Source organism: Flavobacterium sp. W21_SRS_FM3, from assembly GCF_052113625.1.
GTDB lineage: Bacteria > Bacteroidota > Bacteroidia > Flavobacteriales > Flavobacteriaceae > Flavobacterium.
Genome location: NZ_JBGQOD010000002.1, coordinates 1 through 20871 on the forward strand (window position 1 = coordinate 1; position 20871 = coordinate 20871).

At 33.6% G+C, this 20871-nt stretch carries 17 protein-coding genes and 1 pseudogene; 16 read left to right on the top strand and 2 right to left on the bottom strand.

Annotation, left to right across the window (positions count from 1 at the left end; all coding sequences use genetic code 11):
* The 3 genes and pseudogenes from ACEN2K_RS03560 to ACEN2K_RS03570 form a co-directional block, all read left to right on the top strand.
* Positions 1-493: pseudogene (locus ACEN2K_RS03560) on the top strand (hypothetical protein); the annotation flags it as partial.
* Between the two features lie 122 nt (positions 494-615).
* Complete coding sequence (locus ACEN2K_RS03565) at positions 616-2577, top strand: KUP/HAK/KT family potassium transporter (protein WP_441757946.1); 1962 nt, start codon at positions 616-618, stop codon at positions 2575-2577.
* A gap of 140 nt (positions 2578-2717) precedes the next feature.
* On the top strand, positions 2718-3971 hold the full coding sequence (locus ACEN2K_RS03570) for an RsmB/NOP family class I SAM-dependent RNA methyltransferase (protein WP_441757947.1): 1254 nt from the start codon (positions 2718-2720) through the stop codon (positions 3969-3971).
* Between the two features lie 86 nt (positions 3972-4057).
* Here the strand turns inward: ACEN2K_RS03570 and rho are convergent, their stop codons facing one another.
* Positions 4058-5800 (bottom strand): transcription termination factor Rho, encoded by a 1743-nt coding sequence (rho, locus tag ACEN2K_RS03575; protein WP_441757948.1) that lies wholly within the window; start codon positions 5798-5800, stop codon positions 4058-4060.
* Between the two features lie 184 nt (positions 5801-5984).
* On the opposite strand from rho, the gene ACEN2K_RS03580 reads away from it, so the two are divergent.
* From ACEN2K_RS03580 to ACEN2K_RS03590, 3 genes are all read left to right on the top strand, one after another.
* Positions 5985-6398 carry a DUF4293 domain-containing protein gene (locus ACEN2K_RS03580; RefSeq protein ID WP_441757949.1) on the top strand — a complete coding sequence of 138 codons (414 nt, stop codon included), beginning with the start codon at positions 5985-5987 and terminating at the stop codon, positions 6396-6398.
* A gap of 148 nt (positions 6399-6546) precedes the next feature.
* Positions 6547-7209: a response regulator gene (locus tag ACEN2K_RS03585; protein WP_441757950.1), complete on the top strand. Its 663-nt coding sequence runs from the start codon at positions 6547-6549 to the stop codon at positions 7207-7209.
* Between the two features lie 37 nt (positions 7210-7246).
* Entirely contained in the window at positions 7247-8941 is a 1695-nt protein-coding gene (locus ACEN2K_RS03590; protein ID WP_441757951.1) for a sensor histidine kinase, read from the top strand.
* On the opposite strand, the gene ACEN2K_RS03595 is transcribed toward ACEN2K_RS03590, so the two are convergent.
* Positions 8938-9435 (bottom strand): metallophosphoesterase family protein, encoded by a 498-nt coding sequence (locus tag ACEN2K_RS03595; protein ID WP_441757952.1) that lies wholly within the window; start codon positions 9433-9435, stop codon positions 8938-8940. The two genes, ACEN2K_RS03590 and ACEN2K_RS03595, sit on opposite strands and share 4 nt — an antisense overlap.
* Before the next feature lie 154 nt (positions 9436-9589).
* On the opposite strand from ACEN2K_RS03595, the gene truA reads away from it, so the two are divergent.
* The 10 genes from truA to ACEN2K_RS03645 all read left to right on the top strand — a co-directional run bounded on the left by truA (position 9590) and on the right by ACEN2K_RS03645 (position 20416).
* On the top strand, positions 9590-10330 hold the full coding sequence (gene truA, locus ACEN2K_RS03600; protein ID WP_441758466.1) for a tRNA pseudouridine(38-40) synthase TruA: 741 nt from the start codon (positions 9590-9592) through the stop codon (positions 10328-10330).
* A gap of 108 nt (positions 10331-10438) precedes the next feature.
* Positions 10439-12193, top strand: coding sequence for an ABC transporter ATP-binding protein (locus ACEN2K_RS03605; protein ID WP_441757953.1), 1755 nt, complete (start codon positions 10439-10441; stop codon positions 12191-12193).
* A 223-nt stretch (positions 12194-12416) separates the two neighbouring features.
* Entirely contained in the window at positions 12417-13805 is a 1389-nt protein-coding gene (lpdA, locus tag ACEN2K_RS03610) for a dihydrolipoyl dehydrogenase (RefSeq protein WP_441757954.1), read from the top strand.
* Positions 13806-13968: 163 nt separating this feature from the next.
* The gene (locus tag ACEN2K_RS03615) at positions 13969-14478 is read left to right on the top strand and encodes a GNAT family N-acetyltransferase (RefSeq protein ID WP_441757955.1); all 510 of its coding nucleotides are present in this window, start codon (positions 13969-13971) and stop codon (positions 14476-14478) included.
* A gap of 231 nt (positions 14479-14709) precedes the next feature.
* Positions 14710-15759 (top strand): glycosyltransferase family 9 protein, encoded by a 1050-nt coding sequence (locus ACEN2K_RS03620; protein ID WP_441757956.1) that lies wholly within the window; start codon positions 14710-14712, stop codon positions 15757-15759.
* A 113-nt stretch (positions 15760-15872) separates the two neighbouring features.
* A complete protein-coding gene (gene panB / locus ACEN2K_RS03625; protein WP_441757957.1) occupies positions 15873-16691 on the top strand; it encodes a 3-methyl-2-oxobutanoate hydroxymethyltransferase in 819 nt (272 codons plus the stop codon).
* Positions 16692-16789: 98 nt separating this feature from the next.
* Positions 16790-17479 carry an RluA family pseudouridine synthase gene (locus ACEN2K_RS03630; RefSeq protein WP_441757958.1) on the top strand — a complete coding sequence of 230 codons (690 nt, stop codon included), beginning with the start codon at positions 16790-16792 and terminating at the stop codon, positions 17477-17479.
* 76 nt (positions 17480-17555) lie between these two features.
* On the top strand, positions 17556-18884 hold the full coding sequence (locus ACEN2K_RS03635) for an aldehyde dehydrogenase (RefSeq protein WP_441757959.1): 1329 nt from the start codon (positions 17556-17558) through the stop codon (positions 18882-18884).
* Positions 18875-19612: a nitroreductase family protein gene (locus tag ACEN2K_RS03640; RefSeq protein WP_441757960.1), complete on the top strand. Its 738-nt coding sequence runs from the start codon at positions 18875-18877 to the stop codon at positions 19610-19612. Before ACEN2K_RS03635 ends, ACEN2K_RS03640 begins: the two co-directional genes overlap by 10 nt.
* Positions 19613-19642: 30 nt before the next feature.
* Positions 19643-20416 (top strand): hypothetical protein, encoded by a 774-nt coding sequence (locus tag ACEN2K_RS03645; RefSeq protein ID WP_441757961.1) that lies wholly within the window; start codon positions 19643-19645, stop codon positions 20414-20416.
* Positions 20417-20871: the final 455 nt, after the last annotated feature.

Genomic DNA, 20871 nt, shown 5'->3' on the forward strand with positions numbered 1-20871 from the left:
TTCAAGAGAAATTGCTTCTAGAAGAACAGATGCTAACAGAGATTATTCAGCAAATAGAAGAAGCGCTAATGAAGGAAGTACGGCAAGAGTTAACACACAAAGAGATAATTCGCAAGGTAGAACAGCTCCTAATTCTAATAGAGAGGCAGACAAAGCTAGATCTCAAAGAGATTATTCTCAAAATAAAAGAGCATCCTCTTATGAAAAAGCGCCTGTAAGAACGCAATCGGAAAGAAGTAACTCTAACAGTGAGGGACGTACATCTAGAAATGAAGCTGCTCCAAGAGTAGCGCCACAGAGAGGAAATTCTGAAAGTAGAAACTCTAGTGCAAGACAGTCCGCTCCAGAACGAGTACAAACACAAAGAACGCCTAGTCAAAACAGATCGAATAGCGCTAGACAAAGTGCACCACAGAGAACAGAGTCAGCTAGAGGGAATTCTTCTAGAGAAAGAGCTGCTACCATTTCAAGAATGGAAGACCGAAGATCTTAAGTTAGTCAATATAAGTCAAAAAACACGGTTTCATACAGCCGTGTTTTTTTATGTCTTTTTTTAAATTAATTATCCTATTTTATTTAAAAAGAGTAAATTTGACGAGTTTTTAAAAATAATAGATGAGCACTTCGCATAAGAACCTACATACAAAATTAACTTTAGGAGGTTTATTAATTACATTAGGAATAATCTACGGAGACATTGGAACCTCACCTTTGTACGTAATGAAAGCCATACTTGGCGATCACATAATAAATGCTGATATTGTTCTTGGAGGAATCTCTTGCGTTTTTTGGACATTGACCCTACAAACCACAATAAAATATGTCATAATAACTCTAGGCGCAGATAATCATGGCGAAGGTGGAATTTTTGCCTTATACGCTTTAGTCAAAAAAACAAAAATAAAATGGCTCATAGTCCCCGCAATAATTGGGGGAAGCGCCTTACTAGCAGACGGAATTATAACTCCTCCCATATCTGTTTCTTCTGCAGTAGAAGGAATAAGAACCTATTACCCCTCTATTAATACCGTGCCTATTGTAATTGGGATTTTATTTGTGCTATTTACAATACAGCAATTTGGAACTAAATTAGTTGGGAAATTTTTTGCCCCTATGATGCTCGTTTGGTTCAGTATGCTTGGAATACTTGGACTGATCCAAATAACAAAACACCCAGAAGTTTTTAAGGCATTTAACCCTTATTATGCTTACCAATTATTATCTATTCACCCAGAAGGTTTTTTTGTCTTAGGCTTTGTCTTTTTATGTACTACTGGAGCAGAAGCATTGTATTCAGACATGGGACATTGTGGACGAAAAAACATACGCGTAAGCTGGGTCTTTGTTAAGACAACTTTAGTCTTGAACTATTTTGGACAAGCTGCATATTTAATACATCATGAAGGGGAAACATTGCAAACTTTAGGTGGTTCTAATGGAAATCCGTTTTACTTAATCATGGCTGACTGGTTTCAACCGGTAGGCATTGTGATTGCAACTCTTGCAGCAGTTATTGCTTCTCAAGCGCTTATTAGTGGATCGTTTACTCTTATAAATGAAGCGATGCGACTTAATTTTTGGCCAAAAGTAAAAATAAAATACCCAACCGAATTAAAGGGACAGCTATACATTCCGTCTATCAACTGGTTGTTATTTTTTGGTTGTGTGGGCATCGTTTTACATTTTGAAGAATCCAGTAATATGGAGCACGCTTACGGTTTAGCGATTATCTTATGTATGATAATGACAACCGTTTTACTGAATTTCTATTTAATTATGAAGCGGGTAAAACTATACTTTATAGTTCCGTTAATTACAGTTTATCTAATAATCGAATTTAGTTTTCTTGCAGCTAACATTACTAAATTTGCTGACGGAGGTTATGTAACCTTGATCATCGCTATATTATTAATTTCAGTAATGACTACCTGGTACCTAGCTAAAAAAATCAGTAAAAACTATACTAAAATTGTCAAGATTGACGACTATAGAAAGGTATTAACAGAGTTAAGTGCCGACTTAAGTATCCCTAAATACGCTACTCATTTAGTTTACATGACTAATGCTAATCGCATTGATGAAATAGAAGAAAAAGTAATGTATTCTATTCTTCAAAAAAGACCTAAAAGAGCAGATATTTATTGGTTTGTACACGTAAATATTTTAAGTGAGCCTTACAAAACAGAATATAAGGTTAGTGAAATTATCAAAGATGATTTGTACCGTGTAGATTTCAATCTCGGATTTAGAGAACCTACTAAAATCAACTTGATGTTTAGAGAAGTTATTAAAGACATGGTGAAAAATGGTGAAGTTGATATTACGAGCCGTTACGAATCGCTTAATAAGAATAACATCATTGGAGACTTTAAATTTGTCTTGTCTGAAAAATTCTTGTCGAATGATAGTGATATGAGATGGCATGAAAAATTAGTAATGAATTCTTATTTCTTAATCAAGAAATTAAGTTTATCTGAAGAAAGTGCCTTTGGCTTAGACAGTAGCTCTGTAAAAATTGAAAAATTCCCGATGGTGTTGCATGCACCAGAAAATATAGGTTTAACTCGGGTTAAGTAGTATAATACACCTTTAGATCTCCTTAAACACTGCCTAAAAAACAGTGTTTTTTTTATTGTTGAAAATATAAAACCAACAATCATTATTAAAAATTTAACTTTCAATCAATTAATAGTACCTTTGCACCTCAATTATTTAAAATGAGATTACACAGAAATTTAGTTTATACAACCATTGATTCCCTAAATGCCATATTTAACGAAGGGGAATACGCTGATAAAGTGGTAGCAAGAGCCTTAAAGAAAGACAAACGTTGGGGAAGTTCTGACAGAAAATTTGTTGCCGAAACTATCTACGAAATCGTAAGATGGAAAAGATTATATGCAGAAATTGCAGAGGTAAAAGCACCTTTTGACAGAGATAATATTTGGAGAATGTTTGCAGTTTGGGCTGTATTAAGAGGCTACCCGATCCCTGATTGGCGTCAATTAGAAGGAACTCCGGAAAGAAAGATAAAAGGACGTTTTGACGAACTTTCAAAAGTACGAGCATTAAAAGAGTCTATTCCAGATTGGATGGATGAAGTCGGTGTTAAAGAATTAGGTGAAAAAGTTTGGTCTAAAGAAATTACCGCTCAAAATCAACCCGCTAAAGTAATCTTGAGAGTAAACACGCTGAAAACTACTAAAGCAGAATTAAGAGCAATTTTAATGGACTTGGATATCGAGACCGATGTTTTGAAAGACCAGCCGGACGCACTTGTTTTGAAAGAAAGAGCTAACGTATTTATGACAGATGCCTTTAAACAAGGTTTCTTTGAAGTTCAAGATGCTAATTCACAACTTGTAGCTGCATTTCTTGACGTAAAGCCAGGAATGCGTGTTGTAGACACTTGTGCAGGTGCTGGAGGAAAAACGTTGCACATAGCAGCCTTAATGGAAAACAAAGGACAATTAATTGCCATGGATTTATATGAAAGTAAATTAAAGCAATTAAAAATCAGAGCAAAAAGAGACGGTGCTTTTAATATTGAATACCGTATCATTGATACGACGAAAGTTATCAAAAAATTACACCAGAGAGCTGACCGTGTTTTAATTGATGCGCCTTGTAGTGGTTTAGGAGTTTTAAAAAGAAACCCTGACGCTAAATGGAAGTTACAGCCGGAATTTATTGACAACATCCGTAAAGTACAAGCGGAAGTTTTAGAAAGTTACTCTAAAATAGTTAAGCCAGGTGGAAAACTAGTTTATGCAACCTGTTCCATATTACCTTCAGAGAATCAAGAACAAGTAGCTAAATTTTTAACTACTGATATAGGAAAAGAATTTAACTTTATTAAAGATCAAAAAATTCTAGCTCATGAATCTGGTTTTGATGGTTTTTACATGGCACTATTAGAAAGAAAAGAAGAAGTGGTAAAGCCTAAAGAAGCAAAAGAGGCTAAAGCTTAAATACTTACTTAATACATAGATAAAAATGCCTTCAACTTGAAGGCATTTTTTTTATATAGCAATAAGTCTAGCTTCTTTTCTCTAGATTAATCATTCATTGAGATTAAAAACTCTTCATTGTTTTTAGTTTGTCTAAAACGATCATTAATAAAACTCATTGCTTCAACAGGATTCATGTCAGAAAGGTATTTTCTCATAATCCACATTCTTTGTAATGTTTGTTGATCTAGTAATAAGTCATCTCTTCTTGTACTTGAAGACGTTAAATCAATTGCCGGGAAAATACGTTTGTTAGCAATTTTTCTATCTAATTGCAGTTCCATGTTACCTGTTCCTTTGAATTCCTCAAAGATTACTTCATCCATTTTAGAACCAGTTTCAGTCAACGCAGTTGCAATGATACTTAACGAACCGCCATTTTCAACATTACGGGCAGCACCAAAGAAACGTTTTGGCTTTTGTAGAGCATTAGCATCTACACCTCCACTCAATACTTTACCTGAAGCAGGCTGTACCGTATTATAAGCTCTGGCTAAACGTGTAATTGAATCTAAAAGAATAACAACATCATGACCACATTCTACTAATCGTTTTGCTTTCTCAAGCACAATGTTTGCAATTTTCACGTGTTCTTGTGGCTCTCTATCAAAAGTCGAAGCAATAACTTCTCCCCGCACACTACGTTGCATATCAGTAACCTCTTCAGGGCGTTCGTCAATTAATAATACTATTAAATAGACTTCTGGATGATTTGCAGCAATAGCATTGGCTATTTCTTTCAACAACATGGTTTTACCCGTTTTCGGCTGAGCAACTATCATTCCACGCTGTCCTTTACCAATTGGTGAAAACAAATCAATAATACGTGTCGAAATCGTACTTTGTCTATCAGCTAATTTGAATTTCTCAGAAGGAAACACTGGTGTTAAATGTTCGAAAGAAACACGATCTCTCACGACTTGCGGGTCGTGGCCATTTATTTTAAGAACGCGAACTAAAGGAAAAAACTTCTCTCCTTCTTTTGGAGGACGAACTACACCTTTAACAGTATCTCCCGTCTTAAGACCGAACAAACGAATTTGAGATGTGGATAAATAAATATCATCTGGTGAAGCCAAATAATTATAATCTGAAGATCTTAAAAAACCATAGCCATCAGCCATCATTTCTAAAACTCCTTCACTTTCAATTATTCCGTCAAATTCAAAATCAGAATCTCTAAAATTATTTTTCTTATTTTTAAAATTCGGATTTTGATTTTGCTTGTTTAACTGGTTTGGATTTACCTTTTTTGCTGGAGCAGCTGGGGCTTCAGTAGTATCACTAACGGCGGCTGGAGCTATTGTAGCGCTCTCCTTTGCAGTATGTGTAGTATCTTTAGATACTTCTTTATCTTTCTTTAAAGCGATTTTCTTTTCGTAAGCAGATTTACTAAACTTAACTATCTTAGGTCCCTTCTTCCCTGCTTCTTGATCATTTGTTTCTGCACTTTCAGAAGGTGCAACTGCATCAACTGCAACATTTGATTCTGCTGAAGAAATTTCATCTTCTTGCTGCTCCGCTTCTTTAGAAACGGCAGCTTTGCCTTTTCCTTTTTGTATAACTCCCTTTTTCACAGGAACAATTCGTGCTCTTTTAGGCTTGTCATCATCAAAATTATCCTCTGTCTTCGTCTCGGTTGGTGAGGCAACATTAGTATCCTGAAGTTTTAGAATATTAGCTATTAAAGTATCTTTTTTTACACCATTAAATTTTATGGTTTTAGCAGCTTTAGCTATTTCTTGAAGCTCAGAAAGCTTCATTTCTTTTAATGCAGAAATATCAAACATGAATGTTCTTGGAATTTAATTAATTTGGAATTACTATAAAAAGGATAGGTGGTAATTATTTTATTGTGAATTGCCCGCAGTATGAAGTGCTTACGGTATTGTTATGCAATAATACGAATAAAATTTAATGATACAATAGTATTTTTAAAAAAGAAAATATATTTTTGTGGAACAATTTATTAAAATGATACAAAGAATTCAAACGATATATCTCCTACTTGCTTTTGTAGTAACAGGAATTTTACCTTTTTTATTTCCATTGTGGACAATGAGTGATGGCACGGATTATTTCTTCATGCAAAATCAGTTTTATATTATTTTACAAGGTTTAAGTACAACACTTACAGTTTTAAGTATTGTTTCGTATAAAAAAAGACAAAATCAATTTGTTATTGGCAGATTGAATATCATATTAAATTTAATTTTATTAGGATTGTTTGTATATCGGTCACTAAATGTATCTGGAGAAACAGTACTTGTTTCTGAGAAAGGTATTGGGATGTTTCTACCTATAGTTGCTATCGTATTATTAGTACTAGCTAATAAGGCCATCAAAAAGGATGAAGATCTTGTAAAATCTGTGGACAGATTGAGGTAAACCTATAAACTTAGTTTATTAGTGCGAAGGAAACCCGAATGTAACAATTCGGGTTTTTTTATGAAATAAACTGAAAAAATTTTAAAAAAAGCAATAAGAATCCCTGCATTAAATAAATTTTTATAAATTTGAATACAGTATATTAAAAATGACAGAAAAAATACGGATCCATCTCGCAGATGATCACCAAGTACTAATTGATGGAATGAAAACCTTATTGAATACGGTCTCTGAATTTGAGGTTGTAGGTCATTCCTTAGACGGCAGTATACTTTACGAAGAAGTATCTCAAAACGATGCCACTATTCTTGTTCTTGATATTAGCATGCCTGTAAAAGATGGTATTGAAGTCATTAAAGAATTTTCTAAAAAAGGTTTTCCTTGTAAAGTAATCATTCTATCCAGTTATGATGACTTAAAAATCATTCAAGAAGTAATGAAATTAGGAGCTAGTGGTTACCTCACTAAGCAATGTGCCGGAGAAAATATAGTGGAAGCGATATTAGCGGTTACTAACGGTGAAGAATATTTTTGCAATACAGTAAGAGAAAAAATATTCACTACAGCTACTAAAGATTACTCCAAATTAAACAAATACAAACCCACAATTCTAGACCTTTTAACAGAACGAGAAATTGAAATCATCACTTTAATTGCGTTAGAATTTAGCGGTAAAGAAATTAGCGAAAAATTATACATTAGTACCAATACTGTAGAAACCCATCGCAAAAATATCATGAAAAAGTTAAAAGCAAAAAACACCATCAGTTTGGTGAAATATGCACTTAAGAATAAACTAATAAAATCTTAATTCTGCTTTGCATATACCCACTGACTAAAACTATTTTATGCTTTTAAAAAGATTTTTTATTTTACTTTTCTTCCTCATTAGTGTTAATAATGTTGTAAATGCAGCAGAAACAAAACCATCAAGAAAAGAAGTCTTAAGCCTCACACATGAAGCTACAAATCTCATGAAATATGAGAAGTATGAAAAATCATTAATTAAATCTCGAATTGCATTAAAACAAGCCATCACTTTAAAAGATGATGAGCTTATCGCTATCTGTTACAATATTATTGCAGCTAACTTTGACGGTATAGCCGAATTTGAAAAAGCCTTTTTCTATTATAAAAAAGGCTTATTATATGCTGATAGAACTACTAATGACGAATTGAAAAATTGGTTATACAATAACTTAGGTAACATCTATTGTTTTGATAAGAAAGAATATAAAAAAGGAATCTACTATTATAAAAAATCATTAGACTATAGTAGTAAAATTGGTGATTCAGTCCAAATTGTATTTACAAATCTTAATATTACCTGGGCTTATTTTGATATCGGCGATTTTAAAAGAGGTGTGCCTTATTTAAAATTCATTAATAAATACCACTACAAATTTGGAGATCAGTCTACAATCGTCGCTTTAAACATGTTAAACGGAATGTATTTTGGACATACCAATGATTCCAGCAAAGCCGTTTCTTATTTTGAAAAAGCTATTTTACTAGGTAATAAAGGTGATGAAAAAACAGATCTTTCATTTTCACATCAGGAATATTCAAGGTTTTTGCTGAAACATGGGGACTACAAAAAAGCTTATGAAAACCTTGCAAAATACAATGTACTCACTAATTTAATAAATGACGAAGACAAACTTAAGAAAGCGAACATTGCTGGTATTAATCTCGAAATTGATGAATATAAAAGAGAAATTGATACGATTGAACTTCGCTACAAGACTAAGGAAGAAATGTTATTAGACAAACAATCTAAAAACAAACAAATAAGTGTTATTATTATTTCTATTTTACTACTAGTAATTATTCTGTTGTATTTCTTCTTTCAGAATATTCGCTTAAAACAAAAAAATAAATTGAGCGAAGTACAGAGTAAAATTCAAGAAAATATTATCAACGCCTCTATCAACGGGCAAGAGTTAGAAAGAAAAAAAATTGCTAGCTTTCTTCATGATAACATCAGTGCCTTATTGTCCTCAGCAGGATTGCATTTAAGTGTGCTTAGCGCCAAAAACCCATCAGGAATAGAGGAAATAAGTAAAACAAAGGCTATTCTTAGTGAGGCTCATGATAAGGTGCGTGATTTATCACACCAACTACTCCCCTCTTTGCTGGCTCGTTTTGGGCTATACTATGCGCTTAAGGATTTATGTGAAAAGAACTCTAACTCGCTAATTACTTTTGATTACTCCAGCATAGTAGATACAAAAAGTCGCTATAACGAAGAGTTTGAAATGAAAATGTATTTCATTATCACTGAATTGCTCAATAATATCATCAAGCATAGTGAGGCAAATTATGCTAAATTAACTATTGAAGAAGACAACCATAATTTATCGATTCTTATTGAAGATAATGGGAAAGGATTTGATAATAATGCTTACAATACTATCGAAGGTTTTGGGCTTAATCAGATTCAAGCTAGAATAAATAACATGAATGGAGCAATTACAATTGACTCCAAAACAAATAAAGGAACAACCATCTCCATTATTGCCCCTATTTTATATAAAGTCTAAGTTCGTTTTTCGATTTCAATAATTTCTAAATCCTTTATTTTATCTCCGTCAATTACAAATCGCAGCATGGTACGTACTTGGTGGAACCCACTTTTTCCGCAAGCACCTGGATTCATATGTAGTAGATTGTTTTTTTTATCAAACATCACTTTTAAAATATGCGAGTGTCCACATATGAACAATTGTGGCGGTTTTGCAGCAAGTTCAGCTTTAATATTAGGATTGTATTTTCCTGGATAACCTCCAATATGGGTAATCCAAACATCAACTCCTTCGCACATAAAACGATTGTGCAAAGGAAATTCTAAACGCGCTTTATCATCATCAATATTTCCGTAGACAGCACGCAAAGGCTTCAGTTCCTTTAAGGTATCAGTAACCGATAAATTCCCAATATCACCGGCATGCCAAACTTCATCAGCTTGTACTACATATTTCAATATGGTATCGTCCATATAACTGTGCGTATCAGAAAGCAAAAGGATGTTTTTCATTTAGAGTCAGCTTTTATCATAAGTATTCTCACAAAGGTAAATTGTTTATTGAGAAAACTAAAATAAAGACTTACAAACACAACTTACATTTTTAGGCATTTCTCCACATAAAAACTTTGTACCTTTGTTCTTTAAAACTTTGCGACCTATTATCTTGAGATATTTTATAAAATTAGCTTACAACGGAACCGACTATCATGGCTGGCAATACCAGCCTAATGCTTCTTCAGTGCAAGAGACTTTAAACAACGCTTTATCTGTACTTCTCAATACCCCTGTCAACGTTATGGGAGCAGGACGCACTGATACTGGTGTTCATGCAAAGCTTATGTTTGCTCATTTTGATTTTGAACCGTCAATTGACATTTCTAAGTTAGTACACAAATTGAACGCTTATTTACCAAAAGATATTGTTATCTATGATATTATACCGGTTCATGATGATGCTCACACACGATTTGACGCCACAAAGCGAACGTATGAATATCATATCAATATTTTTAAAGATGCCTTTTTGCAGGAAAAGAGTTGGTATTTTCATCAAAAACTAGATATCCCCTTGATGAATGAAGCAGCAAAGTTATTATTTAATCACACTGATTTTCAATGCTTCTCTAAGGTAAACACTGATGTAAACACCTTTGATTGTACCATTTATGAAGCCCATTGGAAACAAGATAATAATAGTTTAATTTTTACGATATCAGCCAATAGGTTTTTGAGAAACATGGTGCGCTCCATTGTGGGAACCCTTGTAAACATTGGTTTACACAAAATCACACTGGAAGATTTCAACACTATTATTGAAAATAAGAATAGAGATAAAGCTGGATTTTCGGTACCAGCACATGGTTTGTATTTAACCGAAATTGATTATGATTATATTACAAAATAGCCCTGATGGCAGTGAAAATCCTTTATGTTTTTTCTTTAAAAACATAAAGATTGCAACGAACAGCAGGACATAGCTCCAAATAACCGAACTAAATTCAGCTTAAAAAAAATGAAAGCAAAAGCATTTGACACTCGTTTATTTAAACGAATACTACACTATACTAAACCGTATCAATGGCGTTTTAACGGCGTGATTGTATTTGCAATATCCTTATCCTTATTTGCAGCTTTACGTCCTTATTTATTAAAACAAACCGTAGACGACTACATACAGACAGAGGATGCTCAAGGACTACTATTTTACATAACCTTGATGGGAATTGTCTTGTTGTGCGAAGTTTTCTCGCAGTTTTATTTCGTTTTTTGGGCAAACTGGTTAGGTCAAGATATCGTAAAAGACATACGCGTAAAGCTATTCAAACACATCTTAAGTTTCAGAATGAAATATTTTGATTTGGTGCCTGTTGGCCAATTAGTGACCAGATCGGTTTCGGATATTGAATCTATAGCTCGCATTTTTAGCCAGGGACTTTTTATGATAATTAGTGACTTGATGAAAATGGTTGTGGTATTGATTTTCATGTTTTATATGAACTGGAAATTAACTTGGATCGTAATTGTAGCCATGCCGATTTTAGTGTTTTTTACCAGAATTTTTCAACGAAAAATGCAAGTAGCTTTTGAGGAAGTACGAAATCAGATTTCGAATATGAACTCTTTTGTACAAGAAAGAGTGACAGGAATGAAAATTGTTCAGCTATTTAATAGAGAAGATATTGAGTCCGAAAAATTCAAAGAAATCAACGATAAGCACAAGAAAGCATGGATTAAAACCATTCTTTACAACTCCATTTTCTTTCCTATTGCTGATATTATTTCGTCTTTGACTTTAGGATTCATTGTATTGTATGGTGGTATTAAAATATTAAATGGTGATAACTTTACCACCTTTGGCGATCTGTTTTCCTATACTATGTTTATAGGTATGTTGTTTAATCCACTGCGCCAAATAGCAGATAAGTTTAACGAAATGCAGCTAGGAATGATTGCTGCTAATCGTGTCTTTGCCATCATTGATACTGAAGATCAAATTCAAGATACAGGAACAATAGAAGCGCCAGTGTTTTTAGGGAAAATTGAATTTACCGATGTGCGTTTTAGTTACATCGAAGAGGAAGAAGTTATTAAAGGCATCGATTTAGACGTTAGTCCTGGCGATACTGTTGCGATTGTAGGTTCTACTGGCGCAGGGAAATCAACGATAATTAATTTATTAAATCGTTTTTACGAGATTGATAGTGGTTCTATATGTATTGATAAAAACAATATTGAAAACTATACTCTAGGTTCGTTGCGCAAGCAAATTGCCGTAGTACTGCAAGATGTATTTTTATTTGCAGATACCATTTACAATAACATTACGTTAAATAATCCAGAGATTACGCGAGAAGATGTTTTGGCTGCTGCCAAAGAAATTGGTGTACATGAATTTATTATGAGTCTGCCAGACAATTACGACTTTGATGTAAAAGAGCGTGGTGTGATGTTGTCATCTGGACAACGCCAATTAATTGCTTTTTTAAGAGCGTATGTTAGTAATCCAAGTATCCTTATTCTTGATGAAGCGACCTCGTCCATTGATTCTTATTCTGAGGAACTGATACAACGCGCGACTGAAACCATTACACAAGGAAGAACTTCGATAGTTATTGCCCATAGATTAGCAACGATTGTAAATGCAGATAAAATTGTAGTTATGGACAAAGGCTTAATTGTGGAACAAGGAACCCATCAAGAGCTACTTAATCGCGAGACGGGATATTACAAAAATTTGTATGATTCGCAATTTTCAGTGGCCAATTAACCGGTATTTAGGCAAATTAGTATGTTGAAAACGTTTAAGGATTTGTAGTAAAAAAATAGCTTTTAAGAACTGATAATAAGTGTATCCAATCTTCAATTGTCATTTAAGATTTTAACAAATTTCTTAAAATAGGTTTCTTTATTACTTTATCCATTTGAAACTTTCTCAAAACAGAATAAATCCTTAAATTCGCCAAATCAAATAATTTAGAAAACTTATAAAAATGAAATACGATATCATTGTTTTAGGAAGTGGACCAGGCGGATATGTTACTGCCATTAGAGCATCACAATTAGGGTTTAAAGTTGCCGTAATTGAAAAAGAAAACTTAGGTGGTGTATGTTTGAACTGGGGATGTATCCCAACAAAAGCATTACTAAAATCAGCTCAAGTTTTCGATTATCTAAAACATGCTTCTGATTATGGATTGACTGTTTCATCATTCGATAAAGACTTCCCAGCTGTAATTCAACGTAGCCGTGGGGTTGCACAAGGAATGAGCAAAGGAGTTACTTTCTTGATGAAAAAAAATAAAATTGACGTTATCAATGGTTTTGGTAAAGTAAAACCAGGTAAAAAAATTGATGTAACAGATAAGGATAATAAAGTGACTGAATATAGCGCTGATCACATTATTATTGCAACAGGTGCTCGTTCACGTGAATTACCAAACTTACCTCAAGATGGAGAAAAAGTAATTGGTTACCGTCAAGCAATGAGTTTACCTAGCCAACCTAAGAAAATGATTATCGTAGGTTCTGGTGCCATTGGAGTTGAGTTTGCTCACTTCTACAACTCTATGGGGACAGAAGTTACTATAGTAGAATTTATGCCAAACGTAGTACCCGTAGAAGACGAAGACATTTCTAAACAAATGGAAAAATCGTTGAAAAAATCAGGTATCACGGTGATGACTAATTCATCAGTTGAAACAATTGATACTACTGGAAACGGTGTTAAAGCTTTTGTAAAAACGGCCAAAGGAGAAGTTGTTCTTGAAGCTGATGTGTTACTTTCGGCTGTTGGGATCAAAACAAACATCGAAAACATCGGTTTAGAAGAAGTTGGTATTGCAGTTGACAGAGATAAAATCTTAGTAAACGCTTACAATCAAACTAATATTCCAGGTTACTACGCTATTGGTGATGTAACTCCTGGACAAGCTTTAGCACACGTTGCATCTGCCGAAGGAATTAACTGTGTTGAAAAAATTGCAGGAATGCACGTAGAGCCAATTGACTACGGAAATGTTCCTGGTTGTACTTATGCAACTCCAGAAATTGCCTCTGTAGGTATGACTGAAAAACAAGCTAAAGAAAAAGGATACGAATTAAAAATTGGTAAGTTCCCATTCTCAGCTTCTGGAAAAGCGCAAGCCTCTGGAAATTCAGATGGTTTCGTAAAAGTAATTTTTGACGCTAAATATGGTGAATGGTTAGGATGTCACATGATTGGAGCTGGTGTAACTGATATGATTGCTGAGGCAGTTGTAGCTCGTAAACTAGAAACTACTGGTCACGAAATCCTAAAATCAATCCACCCTCACCCTACAATGAGTGAAGCGGTTATGGAAGCAGTAGCTGATGCATACGGAGAAGTAATCCACTTGTAATCTCTAATCAACATGCATTAAAATGCATACTATAATAGTAAAACTCTGCACTAATTAGTGCAGAGTTTTTTTTTAGAACAATAAATAAACTAATTTTATTATTCTCTACAGTAGTAATAAAAAAAAACAGTCACAATAATTTCATTCACTCTAATTTTAACAAATGAAAACATTTGAAACCGAAAGACTTTTTCTAAAACCAACTAGCGTAGAGGATGCGCCTCTATTACTTACATTGCTCTATTCACCCAAATGGTTACAATATATAGGGGACCGAAATGTAAGAAATATTGAGCAAGCTGAAGATTATATTACCCATAAGATGCGCCCGCAAATGGAAAGACTAGGGTTTGGAAATTTTACTATTATTAGAAAAGATGACCAACATAAGATTGGTTCTTGCGGCCTTTACGATCGAGAAGGACTAGAAGGTATTGATATTGGTTTTGCCCTCCTGCCCGATTATGAAAAAAAAGGCTATGCCTTTGAAGCGGTAAATAAATTAAAGGACCTTGCAAATGAACATTTTAAACTTAAAGAAATTAGCGGAATAACATCTAAAAAAAATAAGGCTTCACAAGCTTTGCTGATGAAAATAGGTTTGAAATATGAGAAAGATATAGTACTGCCGAATGAAACAGAAGAAATCCAATTCTATAAACTAACCTACTAGCAGATTAAATAGTAAAAAATCAGGCAATTTTATATTTTGAATACGAATTTAAAATCAACACCTACTCTATACCGTTGTGAAGATACAAATTTGAAAAAAAAATTGTTTCTTTGGGCATTACAAATAAAGAGTAAATAACTCGTTCAATTTCTTATTTAACTGCCGTATTTTAAATAATTATTTTGAATTCAAGCCTATTTCTCAAAACCTTCAACCGATAGTAAAAACAAGATGAGCTTAAAAAAAGAAATCAATAGTGTACGCAGAAAATTAATGCAAGGATTAACAAAGAACATTGGTACTTCACATTTTGATAAAACTGCGGATTTAACTAAGGTTGACGTAAAAAAAATCCTGATCTGCAGACCTAATCCTAGACTAGGAAACCAGTTGTTAATGACGCCACTTTTACAGGAAGTTATTGCTACTTTCCCTAACTGTGAAATTGATTTATTTGTAAACGGAAATGCCGCACCCAGTATTTTTCAGAACTATAAAAATGTAAAGCAAATTATTCGTTTGCCAAGAAAACCGTTCAAGGAACTTGTAAAATACCTAAAGGGATGGATGGCAATTAAAAAGTATGAATACGACATTGTCATTAATGTGGTCAAAAATTCTTCTTCTGGTAGACTTTCAGCACAATTTGCCAATGCTAAATTCAAATTTTTTGGTGACGATATTGATGACCTAGGCTCTAAATTCCCTGATTACGAACATATCGCTAAATATCCTGTCTATAATTTTAGACATTATTTAAACCTTTTGGGGTATCCTGAAAACAACAATCCGATACCTTCTTTAAATTTAAAATTAGATCCATCAGAAATTACTGAGGCACACAAAATACTTCAAAACATTGTAAAGAACGATAAAAAAACAATTTGCATCTTTACTTTTGCTACTGGTGCTAAATGTTACAGTCCAGCATGGTGGGAACCTTTCTACGAATCAGTAAAAGTGGCTTTTCCTGATTATAATATTGTTGAAGTATTACCAGTAGAGAATGTTTCACAAATTGATTTTAAAGCGCCTACTTTCTATAGTAAAGATATTAGAGAAATTGCCGCTTTTATTGCTAACACTGAAATATTCATTGGCGCAGATAGCGGAATGATGCATCTCGCTAGCGCATCCCTAGCGCCTACTGTCGGTTTATTTTCGGTTACAAATGAAAATATGTATACTCCATACGGGAATAACAGTCTTGCTATAAACACAAACCATACAAATACGGCTGAAAGTATTAAAATAATTGCGGATATTTTAAATAAAAACTAAAGTACTAGCAAAACAATCTATAATTGTAAAAAGGGATTCGGTAAAACTCGAATCCTTTTTTGCGTTTCATAAGAATATGTTTTACTACTTTTACGGTTCCAAAAAATACAACTATGTCTGTAGCAAAAAAAGATTATAAAAGAATTACAACAAAGTCATTGATTGAAATGAAGGCAAATGGAGAAAAAATCTCTATGTTGACTGCCTACGATTATACTATGGCAAAAATTGTGGATACTGCTGGTATTGACGTGATCCTTGTAGGGGATTCCGCATCAAATGTAATGGCTGGTCACGAAACAACATTACCTATTACATTAGATCAAATGATCTATCATGCATCTTCAGTAGTTAGAGCTATAGAGCGTTCTCTAGTAGTGGTTGACTTACCGTTTGGTAGTTACCAATCAGATCCAAAAGAAGCCCTGCGTTCAGCGATTAGAATCATGAAAGAAAGCGGAGGACATGCTGTAAAATTAGAAGGTGGAAAAGAAGTTAAAGAATCTATAAAGAAAATATTAAATGCAGGAATTCCAGTAATGGGCCACTTGGGTTTAACACCACAATCCATTTATAAATTTGGTACTTACACTGTTCGTGCTAAAGAAGAGGAAGAAGCAGACAAACTTGTTGAAGATGCACAATTATTAGAGCGCCTAGGATGTTTTGCCTTAGTTTTAGAAAAAATTCCAGCACATCTTGCCGAAAAAGTAGCTAAGAGTATTTCGATTCCTGTTATTGGAATTGGAGCTGGAGGTGGTGTAGACGGTCAAGTACTTGTAATCCACGATATGTTAGGAATGAACAATGAGTTTAGTCCAAGATTTTTACGTCGTTACATGGACTTGTATGAAGGAATGACGACTGCTATTAGTCAATATGTTGCTGATGTAAAATCAAGTGACTTTCCTAATGAAAAAGAACAATACTAAATAAATTACTTATGTCCTTTAATTAGTTTTTGCTACTGCAATTGCAACTACTATTTAAAGGATTTTTTTTTATAACAATCCAAAATACCATCCTTGTTTTGAAAATAATTTCTACTAAAAATAATTTGCAGGTCTTGCATGAAGACAACCACATTATCATCGTGAATAAACGCGTTGGTGATATCGTGCAAGGTGATAAAACAGGCGACAAACCATTATCAGAAGTAGTTAAGGAATATATTAAAGACAAATACAACAAGCCTGGTGAAGTATTTCTAGGAGTCGTTCATCGTTTAGACAGACCTACTACTGGAATTGTAGTTTTTGCCAGAACAACAAAGGCACTTACCCGATTAAATGAATTATTCAAAAATAGGGAAACTCAAAAAACCTATTGGGCCATAGTGAAAAACAAACCTGCAAATCCTACAGACAAATTAGTTCATTACCTGAAAAGGAATGAAAAAAACAATAGTTCTAAGGCGCATTTAAAAGAAGTTCCTGACAGTAAATTAGCTAGTTTAGATTATACCATTTTTAAAGAATTAAACAATTATGTTGCCTTAGAAATCAATCTTCATACAGGGAGACACCATCAAATACGTGCGCAACTCTCGGCCATTGGCTCACCCATAAAAGGAGATTTAAAATACGGTTTTGATAGAAGTAATCCTGACGGCGGTATTCATTTACATGCTCGAAAATTAGTATTTATACATCCAGTTACTAAAGAAGCGCTTCAAGTGACGGCTCCGGTGCCTGATGAAGTAATTTGGAAAGCACTGTAATATTTTCGAAAAGAAAAATAAGTAATTAAAATTTTAAAATTAACTTGCATATCTATTCAACAAGTTAATTTTTACGATGAATTACAAGAATAATTTAAAATACCGAAAAGAAACGCTCACTAAACTTCTGGACAACGTCATTGCACATGAGAAAGAGATTATTGATGCATTGTATAAAGATTTCAAAAAACCCGCATTTGAAACCGTACTTACCGAGACAAATTATGTAGTAACGGAATTAAAAAACACTATTAAAAATTTAAATTCTTGGGCAAAACCAAAACGTGTTTTTCCATCACTATTAAATTTTCCTTCAAGTGATTTTATCTACAAAGAACCTTACGGCAAAGTATTAATTATTGCGCCATGGAATTACCCGTACCAGCTCGCATTGTGCCCGCTAGTTTCGGCTGTTGCTGCAGGAAATCAAGTAGTACTAAAACCCTCAGAACTGACTCCTAATACGGCTGCAGTTATCGCTAAAATTATTAGTAAAACATTTAACAAAGAACATGTAGAGGTAGTTCTAGGTGGCGTTGATGTCTCTAAAAATTTATTGGATCAACGATGGGATTACATTTTCTTTACTGGAAGTGTAGGTGTTGGTAAGATCGTATCTCAAGCCGCTGCTAAAAACCTAACACCAGTTACCTTAGAGTTAGGTGGCAAGAATCCTTGTATTGTTGATAAAACCGCCAATCTTAAATTAGCCGCAAAGAGAATTGTGTGGGGTAAATTTATCAATGCCGGACAAACTTGTATCGCTCCTGATTATATTTTGATTCAAAACGACAGTAAAGAACAATTTATTAAATACCTAAAGCAAGAGATCACCCTTGCCTACGGTGATAATCCGCAGCATTCTCCTGATTATGCTCGAATTGTAAACAGTAAAAACTGGAACCGACTAAAAGACATGATTGAACCCGAAAAAGTGATCCACGGAGGACAAACGGATGAATCTGATTTTTATGTTGCTCCAACACTTATTGAAGAGAATAATTTGGATTCCTTAATAATGGAAGATGAGATATTTGGTCCATTGCTACCAATCTTAACCTATTCAAGTGATGCCGACATTCATGCCGTAGTATCCCGATATGAAAAACCATTATCGTTGTATGTTTTTACAACTAACGATTCTTTTGCTGAAAAAATGATTGAAAGCTATTCTTTTGGAGGTGGATGTATTAATGATACAGTAGTTCATTTTTCTAATAAAAGACTACCATTTGGTGGTGTGGGACATAGCGGAATAGGTGCTTACCATGGCAGTTTAAGTTTTGATGTATTTTCACATAAGAAAGGAATTGTAAAAAAATCCAATTGGCTGGATTTGCCAATGCGTTATGCGCCATACAAGGATAAATTAAAGACAATTAGAAAACTCTTAAAATGGATTTAAGCCAAGAAAAAACAGTTAGTGAAGCAATTCAGTACAGACGCTCTGTTAGGGTTTTTAAAAAAGAACCCTTAGATGCTGCTAAAGTAAAAGAATGCATTCGCTTAGCCTCTTTAGCTCCTACTAGCAGTAATTTACAATTATGGGAATTTTACCATGTTACCTCTACGGGGATTTTAGAAGAACTTTCAACCGCCTGTCTGGATCAAAATGCAGCTAAAACAGCTCAGCAAATGGTAGTGGTTGTGGCCCGCAAAGATTTGTGGAAAAAGCGAGTTCAGTCTAATATTGATTATTTAAAACAGCAGTACGGTAACAAATCAGAGAAAGAGTATACTAAAAGAGAAAGGTTTGCTTTAAATTATTACCAAAAAATTATTCCTACGCTATATGTTGATTTTTTAGGAATCTTGGGTGGTATTAAATTTCTTGTTTTTCAGTTGATCGGAATGTTCAAGCCCATCTATCGGCAAGCAAGAAGAAGTGATATGCGCATTGTAGCCCAAAAAAGTGCAGGCTTAGCAGCTCAAAACTTTATGATCAGTATGGCGGCAATAAACTATGATACCTGCCCTATGGAAGGATTTGATTCATTAAGAGTAAAAAAAATATTAAATTTACCCGCTTCAGCCGAAATAAATATGATTTTAGGTTGCGGCATCAGGGATGAGAACGGGATTTATGGACCCCGATTTAGAGTACCCTTAGAAGAAGTCTATTTTAAACTATAACAAAACTAAACCAAACTTACTTATTAAAACATGAAACAAGTTCAAGACAGAATCGAAGAAATAAGGAATAGTGGATATCCACTAGATTTTGGAAATGTATTCAATCATACTTTCGAAAATTATAAAAAGATTGCATTGTACGCAGGATCACTGATACTCATCTTTTTTGTTATAGTAGCGTTCATATTAGGAGGAATCACCGTAACTATCTTCGGATTAGCTACATTAAAACAATTTGCCAATCCTGAAACCATGGCAGCTGAGAGCCTTGTAGGCATGAATTTAGTCATATACTTAGTAACTCTTGTGGCCTTGTCTTGTTTATTCAGTCCATTTTTTGCTGGTTTTTTGAAAATGGCACAAGCAGCAGATATAGATGAGGAATTTCATATAAGTTCAATGTTTCAATATTACAAAGCTCCATACTTTAAAGAGATCGTGATAGCCACTGCTGTTATCAGCTTAGTGAGCACTTTAATTTCGAGTGTTTTTAATTTAATAAATATTGAAATAGTTGGAAGCTTGTTAAGTCTAGCAATAACTTTCTTAACCATTTTGGTAATTCCGTTAATTATTTTTGGTAAGTTAAATGCAATTGAAGCTATTAAAGGAAGTTTACTAATCATTTCTAAGCAGCCACTCACGCTATTAGGTTTAGTGATTACAGGATTTATTGCCTCATTAGTAGGATTCATAGGTTGCTGTATTGGGGTGATCTTTACATTGCCTTTTATGTATTCACTATATTATGCTATTTACTATGAAATAATAGGTTTTAATACAGAGCAGGAACAATTCTCATAATTGAATTATATACTTCATTAACACAAAGACTGCAATAGGATTTTATAATCTCATTGCAGTTTTATTATAAAAAAATTATTAACTTGTTGGTAATTATATCAAAATGATAAAAAGAAGATAAATGGTGTTATTTTACAAATTTTTTTTTTCAGCAAATGCGAAAATCGCTCTATATGCAAGTATAGACCTTTTGGCATTTGCTACTAAAAATACCATGTTAATAAAGCTTCAAAGTGTAGTGGATTATAATTTAATTTGGGTAACAACCCCAATGTTACTAGTTTTTATCTTTTTGTTCTTTTTTAATTTTTCTAAAATAAAAAATAAATTAAAGAATAATGGAGTTACTTTAAATAACAATAAATATTTTAGAAATAAAGAATATCAAACTTATCTTTTATTTTTTGGAATCCTAACGCCCATAATAGAAATAAATTATGAGCTCTTCAGCGTGA

Coding starts and splice junctions, on each gene's coding strand:
- ACEN2K_RS03565 (WP_441757946.1), top strand. CDS start 616: ATGAGCACTTCGCATAAGAACCTACATACAAAATTAACTTTAGGAGGT.
- ACEN2K_RS03570 (WP_441757947.1), top strand. CDS start 2,718: ATGAGATTACACAGAAATTTAGTTTATACAACCATTGATTCCCTAAAT.
- rho (WP_441757948.1), bottom strand. CDS start 5,800: ATGTTTGATATTTCTGCATTAAAAGAAATGAAGCTTTCTGAGCTTCAA.
- ACEN2K_RS03580 (WP_441757949.1), top strand. CDS start 5,985: ATGATACAAAGAATTCAAACGATATATCTCCTACTTGCTTTTGTAGTA.
- ACEN2K_RS03585 (WP_441757950.1), top strand. CDS start 6,547: ATGACAGAAAAAATACGGATCCATCTCGCAGATGATCACCAAGTACTA.
- ACEN2K_RS03590 (WP_441757951.1), top strand. CDS start 7,247: ATGCTTTTAAAAAGATTTTTTATTTTACTTTTCTTCCTCATTAGTGTT.
- ACEN2K_RS03595 (WP_441757952.1), bottom strand. CDS start 9,435: ATGAAAAACATCCTTTTGCTTTCTGATACGCACAGTTATATGGACGAT.
- ACEN2K_RS03605 (WP_441757953.1), top strand. CDS start 10,439: ATGAAAGCAAAAGCATTTGACACTCGTTTATTTAAACGAATACTACAC.
- lpdA (WP_441757954.1), top strand. CDS start 12,417: ATGAAATACGATATCATTGTTTTAGGAAGTGGACCAGGCGGATATGTT.
- ACEN2K_RS03615 (WP_441757955.1), top strand. CDS start 13,969: ATGAAAACATTTGAAACCGAAAGACTTTTTCTAAAACCAACTAGCGTA.
- ACEN2K_RS03620 (WP_441757956.1), top strand. CDS start 14,710: ATGAGCTTAAAAAAAGAAATCAATAGTGTACGCAGAAAATTAATGCAA.
- panB (WP_441757957.1), top strand. CDS start 15,873: ATGTCTGTAGCAAAAAAAGATTATAAAAGAATTACAACAAAGTCATTG.
- ACEN2K_RS03635 (WP_441757959.1), top strand. CDS start 17,556: ATGAATTACAAGAATAATTTAAAATACCGAAAAGAAACGCTCACTAAA.
- ACEN2K_RS03640 (WP_441757960.1), top strand. CDS start 18,875: ATGGATTTAAGCCAAGAAAAAACAGTTAGTGAAGCAATTCAGTACAGA.
- ACEN2K_RS03645 (WP_441757961.1), top strand. CDS start 19,643: ATGAAACAAGTTCAAGACAGAATCGAAGAAATAAGGAATAGTGGATAT.